The sequence below is a fragment of the Candidatus Zymogenus saltonus genome (genome assembly GCA_016929395.1).
Classification (GTDB): domain Bacteria; phylum Desulfobacterota; class Zymogenia; order Zymogenales; family Zymogenaceae; genus Zymogenus; species Zymogenus saltonus.
Genome location: JAFGIX010000031.1, coordinates 1 through 6429, shown reverse-complemented (window position 1 = coordinate 6429; position 6429 = coordinate 1). Strand labels below are relative to the sequence as shown.

General features: G+C 50.2%; 4 protein-coding genes. All 4 read left to right on the top strand.

Going from position 1 to position 6429, the window contains the following annotated elements; genetic code table 11:
• The first annotated feature begins 266 nt into the window (after positions 1–266).
• The 4 genes from JW984_06615 (at position 267) to JW984_06600 (ending at position 6012) form a co-directional block, all read left to right on the top strand.
• On the top strand, positions 267–812 hold the full coding sequence (locus tag JW984_06615) for a cytochrome C554 (GenBank protein ID MBN1572855.1): 546 nt from the start codon (positions 267–269) through the stop codon (positions 810–812).
• A gap of 54 nt (positions 813–866) precedes the next feature.
• Entirely contained in the window at positions 867–1787 is a 921-nt protein-coding gene (locus JW984_06610; protein ID MBN1572854.1) for an HlyD family secretion protein, read from the top strand.
• Positions 1787–3400 carry a DHA2 family efflux MFS transporter permease subunit gene (locus tag JW984_06605; GenBank protein ID MBN1572853.1) on the top strand — a complete coding sequence of 538 codons (1614 nt, stop codon included), beginning with the start codon at positions 1787–1789 and terminating at the stop codon, positions 3398–3400. The genes JW984_06610 and JW984_06605 overlap by 1 nt, the downstream gene beginning before the upstream one ends.
• A gap of 338 nt (positions 3401–3738) precedes the next feature.
• The gene (locus tag JW984_06600) at positions 3739–6012 is read left to right on the top strand and encodes a PAS domain S-box protein (GenBank protein MBN1572852.1); all 2274 of its coding nucleotides are present in this window, start codon (positions 3739–3741) and stop codon (positions 6010–6012) included.
• Positions 6013–6429 lie beyond the last annotated feature (417 nt).

The window sequence follows — 6429 nt, the reverse complement described above, 5'->3', positions numbered from 1 at the left end:
TTAAAGTTCGGGGATGGCTCTTCTATGATAAAATATCTTCTCTTTAAACGACTAAACTGTAAGGTAAGATCGTAACTTTTTCAAATAGGGGCCAAAAAGCCCCTAATTTCTTTTTAAATATCCTCATTCAAAAATCGAAAACCGAACCGTCCTTCCCCCCTCCCCCATCAACACGCAGGGCTGACCTCACCCCTTTCCCCCCATTTTTCACCCCCAAGTCAAACATTTTGTTGACAAAATGACTCTAAAATATATAATACCGATTCATGTACTACAAAACCAAGACGGCCGTCTTAGCCGCCCTCATTATCCTGTTCTTAATTCTCACCGCCGCTGAGTACACGAGACAATACAAATTCGAGGGCGCCTCCCGGTGCGGACTGTGCCACTCGTCGGCCGACATCGGAAACCAGTACGACACCTGGAAGTCCTCGGGCCACAGCAACGCCTACTTAACCCTCTTTTCCGAAAAGGCGCTCGATTATGCAAAAGACGCGGGAATAGCGGCGCCCTCGAAAAACGACCAATGCCTCAAGTGCCACCTCACGGGACACGGTGCTCCATTCAGGCAAATGGGCCCCATGTATCGGAAGGAGGACGGCGTGAGCTGCGAGGGGTGCCACGGGAGCGGCGGCGGCTACGCCTATTTCTCCATAATGACGGATCGGGAGCTCGCCGTAAAAAAGGGCCTTGCCAAAAATCCCGAGAACAGCTGCGTCGAGTGTCACTCCGGTAAGTGCCCCTTCGATATCGACACCCCTTTCAAATTCGAGACGTCTATGGAAAAGATCAGGCACCCCCGTCCAAAATAGCGTCTAAAACAGCGTCCTAAAAAGCGTCCTAAATAGATATAACCGGAGAAGCAATTGGATATAAAGGAGACCATAAAGAGGAGAGAGATCGCCATCCCCCTCTTTTTCATATGCTTAGGTATAATCGCCGCCCTTATATGGTGGATTTTTACGTACGGCACCGTCCGCACCGATAACGCAAAGGTGGACGCGGACATCCTCTACATAACCAGCGACACCGCCGGCATCCTGGTCGATTTCTCCGTTTCGGAATACAACCGCGTATCGATCGGGGAGACCATAGCCGAGATCGACCCCCTGATCGGCTCCACGGAGCGAATAAAGAACGAGGAAAACCTCGAAGCCTTTTCGACCCTCTCGGAGATAAAGCAGCAGATGGACACCCTTGAAAACAAGGTGTCCCTGGCGGAAAAGAGCTACCGGCGCAACAAGACCCTCTTCGACTCCGGGGGGATCTCTAAGATGAAACTCGACGACGAATGGACCACGCTCTCGGTTCTCAAGTCCCAGCTTTTCGCCTCCAAAAACCTCTACGATATGGCGAAGAACATCCTCAACATAACAGAGGCCGACACCCCCTATATTCCCCTCAGGTCTCCCATCGACGGCTATCTGGCGCGAAAGCTTGTCTCTTCGGGAGAGTTGGTCGTTCAGGGGAAGCCGGTATTCGCCGTCGTAGATCTCAGTAAAATCTGGATCACCGCCCGCATAGACGAGGACGACATCGCCGACATTAAAAAGGGACAGCCCGTCAAGGTAAAAATCGACTCCTATTCAGGTGAAAAATTCTGGGGAGAGGTCTCCGACATCGGCGTCGCGGCGTCATCGGTCTTCTCCATCATCCCCCAGGACAACGCCTCGGGCAACTACATCAAGGTGACCCAGACAATCCCGATTAAGATAACGGTCGATCCGCGCGGCTTTGTCTTCAGGCCCGGGAGCAACGCCGCCGTAACCGTTTACGCGAAGAGATAGTGGCACAGAAATCTCAAAAAGAAACTCCCCAGGAGCCGAATGACCGCTATAAGTGGCTGGTTCTCCTCATTGTCATCATGGGCTCCTTTATGGCCATCCTCGACAACTCCATCGTCAACGTGGCCCTGCCTCATCTCATGGTGGCCTTTTCCTCAAACCTCGAAGAGATAGAGTGGGTCGTGACCGGCTACATGCTGGCGTTTGCCATCCTTATGCCGCTCACCGTCTGGCTCCGTGACGCACTGGGGCTCAAAAACGCCTTTATCCTCGCCCTCCTCTTTTTCATCATGGGATCGGCCCTGTGCGGCATTTCCTGGAACCGGGAGTCGCTGATATTTTTCCGGATCATACAGGCCATCGGCGGCGGCGCCCTCATGCCCACGGGTCTCACAATGACCACGGAGGTGTTCCCCCCGGAGGAGAGGGGGATGGCCCTGGGTATCTGGGGAGCGGGGGCCACCATCGCCCCGGCGGTGGGGCCGACGTTGGGAGGCTACCTGGTGGATTACGTAAACTGGCGCTACATTTTTTACATCAATATCCCCATCGGGATTGTCGTCATCGCCACGGCGTTGATCATTCTGAGGAAAGACCGGGGACACGGCGGCAGCGTGCGCTTCGATCTGCCCGGATTCTTTTTCCTCTCCATGGCCCTCGCCGGCCTGCTCCTGGGATTCACCCAGGGTGAGCGTGAGGGATGGCATTCGCCCTATATCCTTGCCATGTTCGGCACAGCGTATTTTTCGTTTCTCATCTTCTTGATCACGGAAAGACTCGTAAAGAACCCGATTGTGGAGCTCTCCATCTTCAACAACAGGAACTTCTCCCTCGGCTGCATCATGGGGGTCATTCGCTCCATCGGGCTTTTCTCGTCGGTCTTTTTGATGCCCCTCTTTTTGCAGAACCTCATGGGATATACCGCCTTCGACACCGGACTTTTGATGATGCCCTCGGCCCTGGCCGTCTCCGTAAGTATGCCGTTGGCGGGAAACATCACCGACCGCATCGGCCCAAAGGTCCCCGCCGTATTCGGCGGCATCCTAACGGCCTATTCCCTCTATCTATACAGCAGGCTCTCGCTGAACTCCAGCTACGAATTTCTGCTTTACGGGTTCATCATCAGGGGGGTCGGTCTGGGATTTCTGATGGCGCCCTTGACGGTCGCCACCATCAACGCGGCGCCAAAGCGGATGATGAGCCTGGCGTCGGGACTCCTCAACGTCATAATGCAGGTCTCGGGGGCCTTCGGGGTCGCCATCTTCAGCTCCATGCTCTCAAGACGGGAGGCTTTTCACAGCGCCGAATATTACGTTCATCTCACACCCGATAACGTCCCCCTCTCCATTCTCCTCTCGAAGATCAGTCAAAACCTCAACGGATTCAAAAGCTCCATCGCTGGGACTTCGGAGATCGCCCAGGCCCTGTTGTTTCGCTACCTTAAAAGCTGGGCCGCCGTCAATTCCTTCGACGACGTTTTTCTGGTCAGCGCCTTCGTGGTCGGCATCGGCTCCATGCTGGTGCTCTTTTTAAAGGATATCTATCCCCAGAAGGGAATCTTCGGCCACTTCAAGTCGGACGGCAAGCTGGGCAGGGAGCACTACCACCACGATTAGGGTCTTTCTGTCGGCGGCTTTACGAAAACATCGGTCAAAACGATAACCCTCGCCAGTACAGAAAATCTCCTTGAAAAGGTCTGTATAAACATCGGAAAAGCTCGTAGAATAAGGCGGCTGTTTCAAAGATGTCTCATATCTCCACTCAAAGCTTGTCTATTTCATCGGAAAATACAAGGAGGGAAAGGGTAATTTTTTTTGAATTATCTGCAGATTTGATGTAAAATAGTAAAAAATGCCAATAATTTGTTTTTTAAGGTAGAACGATGAGTCTCTCCAAAGCTACGAAAGAGGAGTTGCTGGAAGAAATCGAGCGGCTGAAAAGAGAAATCCGTGAGATGAAAGACAGAACCGGCATCGAGGCTTCCGAGACAGACGAGCAGTACCGGGATCTCATCGAGAATTCGACCGAGGGCGTAGCGGTACTGCAGGACGGCAAGGTAGTATTCTACAATAAATTCCTGAAGGATTACGTCGGTTATACAGACGAGGAGCTTAAAAGCAAAACCTTCTCCGATTTCATCCACCCGGATGACGTCAATGTCGTAGTGGACAGTTATGCCAGGTCAATGAAAGGAGAAGAAGTCCCTGGAATATATGAATTCAGGGTCATATCAAAGGACGGTACGATCACCGAAACGGAATTATATACATCTATGTCACTGTGGAACGGAAAGCCGGCCGTACTCTGCTATTTTAGAAATATTACGGATAGAAAGCGAACGGAACTGGAGCTTAAAAAAAGCGAAGAGAAGTTCCGGCTGCTGTATGAAAACCTCCCCGGCGGAAGTTTTATAATAAACAGCGATTATTTGATCGAGGACGCCAATGATTTCCTCTGTCAGATAACCGGTTTTAAGAGGGAAGAGCTTATTGGTCATGAGTGCGATATAATCTGCCCGAAAGGCCCCCACAAATGTCCCATTTTTGATATGGGAAAAGAGAGAATTGAAAATGACGAAACCGCCGTAAAGAGTAAAGACGGCCGTTTTATTCCAATAATCAAAAGCGCGCGAAGGATTCCAATCAGAGGCGTTGAAGTTGTTGTCGAGAATTTTCAAGATATCACCGAAATGAAAATCGCTCGGAAGAACCTCGAGAAATCGGAGGAAACGATCAGAAACATCTTTGAAACGAGCGAAGAGGTCCTTTTTGCTTCGGACATAAAAGGAGAAATAACCGACATCAACCCCGCTATCGAACGGGTGGCCGGCTATTCCGTTGATGAAATTATCGGTAAAAGCGCCTTTATCTTCTACGAGGATCCTTACGAGAGGGAAGAACTGATAAGTGAGCTCAAGAGAACCGGCTTTTTGAAAAACAAGGAGATCCATCTTTACGCAAAGGATGGCTCAATACTATATGGACTTGTAACCGCAAATCCCCGCCTGGACGACAAGGGCAATATCATAGGGTTAAGGGGATCGATCAGAGACATCACCGAGATGAAAAAACTTGAATATCAGTTCATGCAGACCCAGAAAATGGAGGCTATCGGCAATCTGGCGGGCGGGATAGCCCATAACTTCAACAACATCCTCATGGGGATAATGGGATACGCCGAATTCCTCGTTTTAAAAAAGAAACCGGATGACCAAGACTACAAGGCGGTAAAAACCATCTTCGACGCCACCCAGAGAGCCGTGGAATTAACGACCCAGCTTCTTAACATAGCGAGAAGCGGCACACACATTCCAAGAAAGATAAATCTGAATAATATTGTTAAAGAGACTCTTCTTCTCCTGTCGGGATCCATGGATAAATCGGTCAAGATCGAAACACATTATGAAGAGGAAGTCAAACCGATCAAAGGCGACCGAGGGCAGCTTGAGCAGTGCCTTCTTAATCTGTGCATCAACGCCAGGGAAGCCATGAAGGTCGGCGGTAAAATCGTTATCGAAACTCAAAATGTATACCTGGAAGACAATTACGCCACAAATCACATAGAGGCCGGAACAGGCGATTATGTGATGATGTCCGTTTCAGACACCGGAGTCGGCATCCCCGCAAAGATAAAGGAGCGGATATTCGAGCCCTTTTTTACGACGAAGAGCGACAAGGGCGGCACCGGTATGGGACTGGCAACGCTGTACGGGATAATAAAGAATCATGGGGGTTTCGTGAATGTCTACAGCGAAGAGGGGAAAGGCTCCGTCTTTAAGCTGTATTTTCCCGTATCTCTCGGAGTCATCGATGAGGAAGAGGAATTAGGCGAGGAATTAGCCGAGGGGACAGCGGCGGGGGGAACGGAAACCGTGCTTATTATAGATGACGAGCAGTACGTTCTGGATATCTGGGCCGATTACCTCACCGATAACGGATTTAAGGTCCTGACCGCAAAAAACGGCAAAAAGGGCATCAAGCTGTTCAAGGAGCGTGCGGATGACATCGACATCGTAATCCTCGACTACATTATGCCGGACATAAGCGGCAGGGATGTGCTGAAAAGGCTGAAAGAGATCAAAAAGGATATCAAGGTCCTCGTTGCCTCCGGTTACAGCAAAAACGGACAGGCAAAGGAGATGATGGAGGGTGACGCCGACGGATTCATCCAAAAGCCGAGCAGTCTGTCGGAGCTGATTAGAAAGATCAGAGGCATCATTGACCGGTAGCGCCAGAATAATCGGCGTTGTGTCGGGCGTCCAATGATCGGAGCTTGAAAGGGGAGGGCCGTGAAACCGGCTTTGACCCCTCCCGTTGACGGGTTCGGCCAAAAGGCCACGGCGTGAGGCGAATTAGGCCGGAGTAGAAAGCTGGGGCGGTTAACTTACCATACTTTACAGAAATGGGTTTGCCGTCGACACTGTTTCAACCGGTTCCTCCAACCCCCTGAACGTGACTGGGTTTTGTAGGATCGAAGTTTCTACTGTTATTTTAGTTAATAACAATTTTTATAGGTATATTTTTTATTAGAACTGTTATAGTTTGAAACAGATATTAATTTATATGAAAAAGTTACGATCTTACCTTACAGTTTAGTCGTTTAAAGAGAAGATATTTTATCATAGAAGAGCCATCCCCGAACTTTA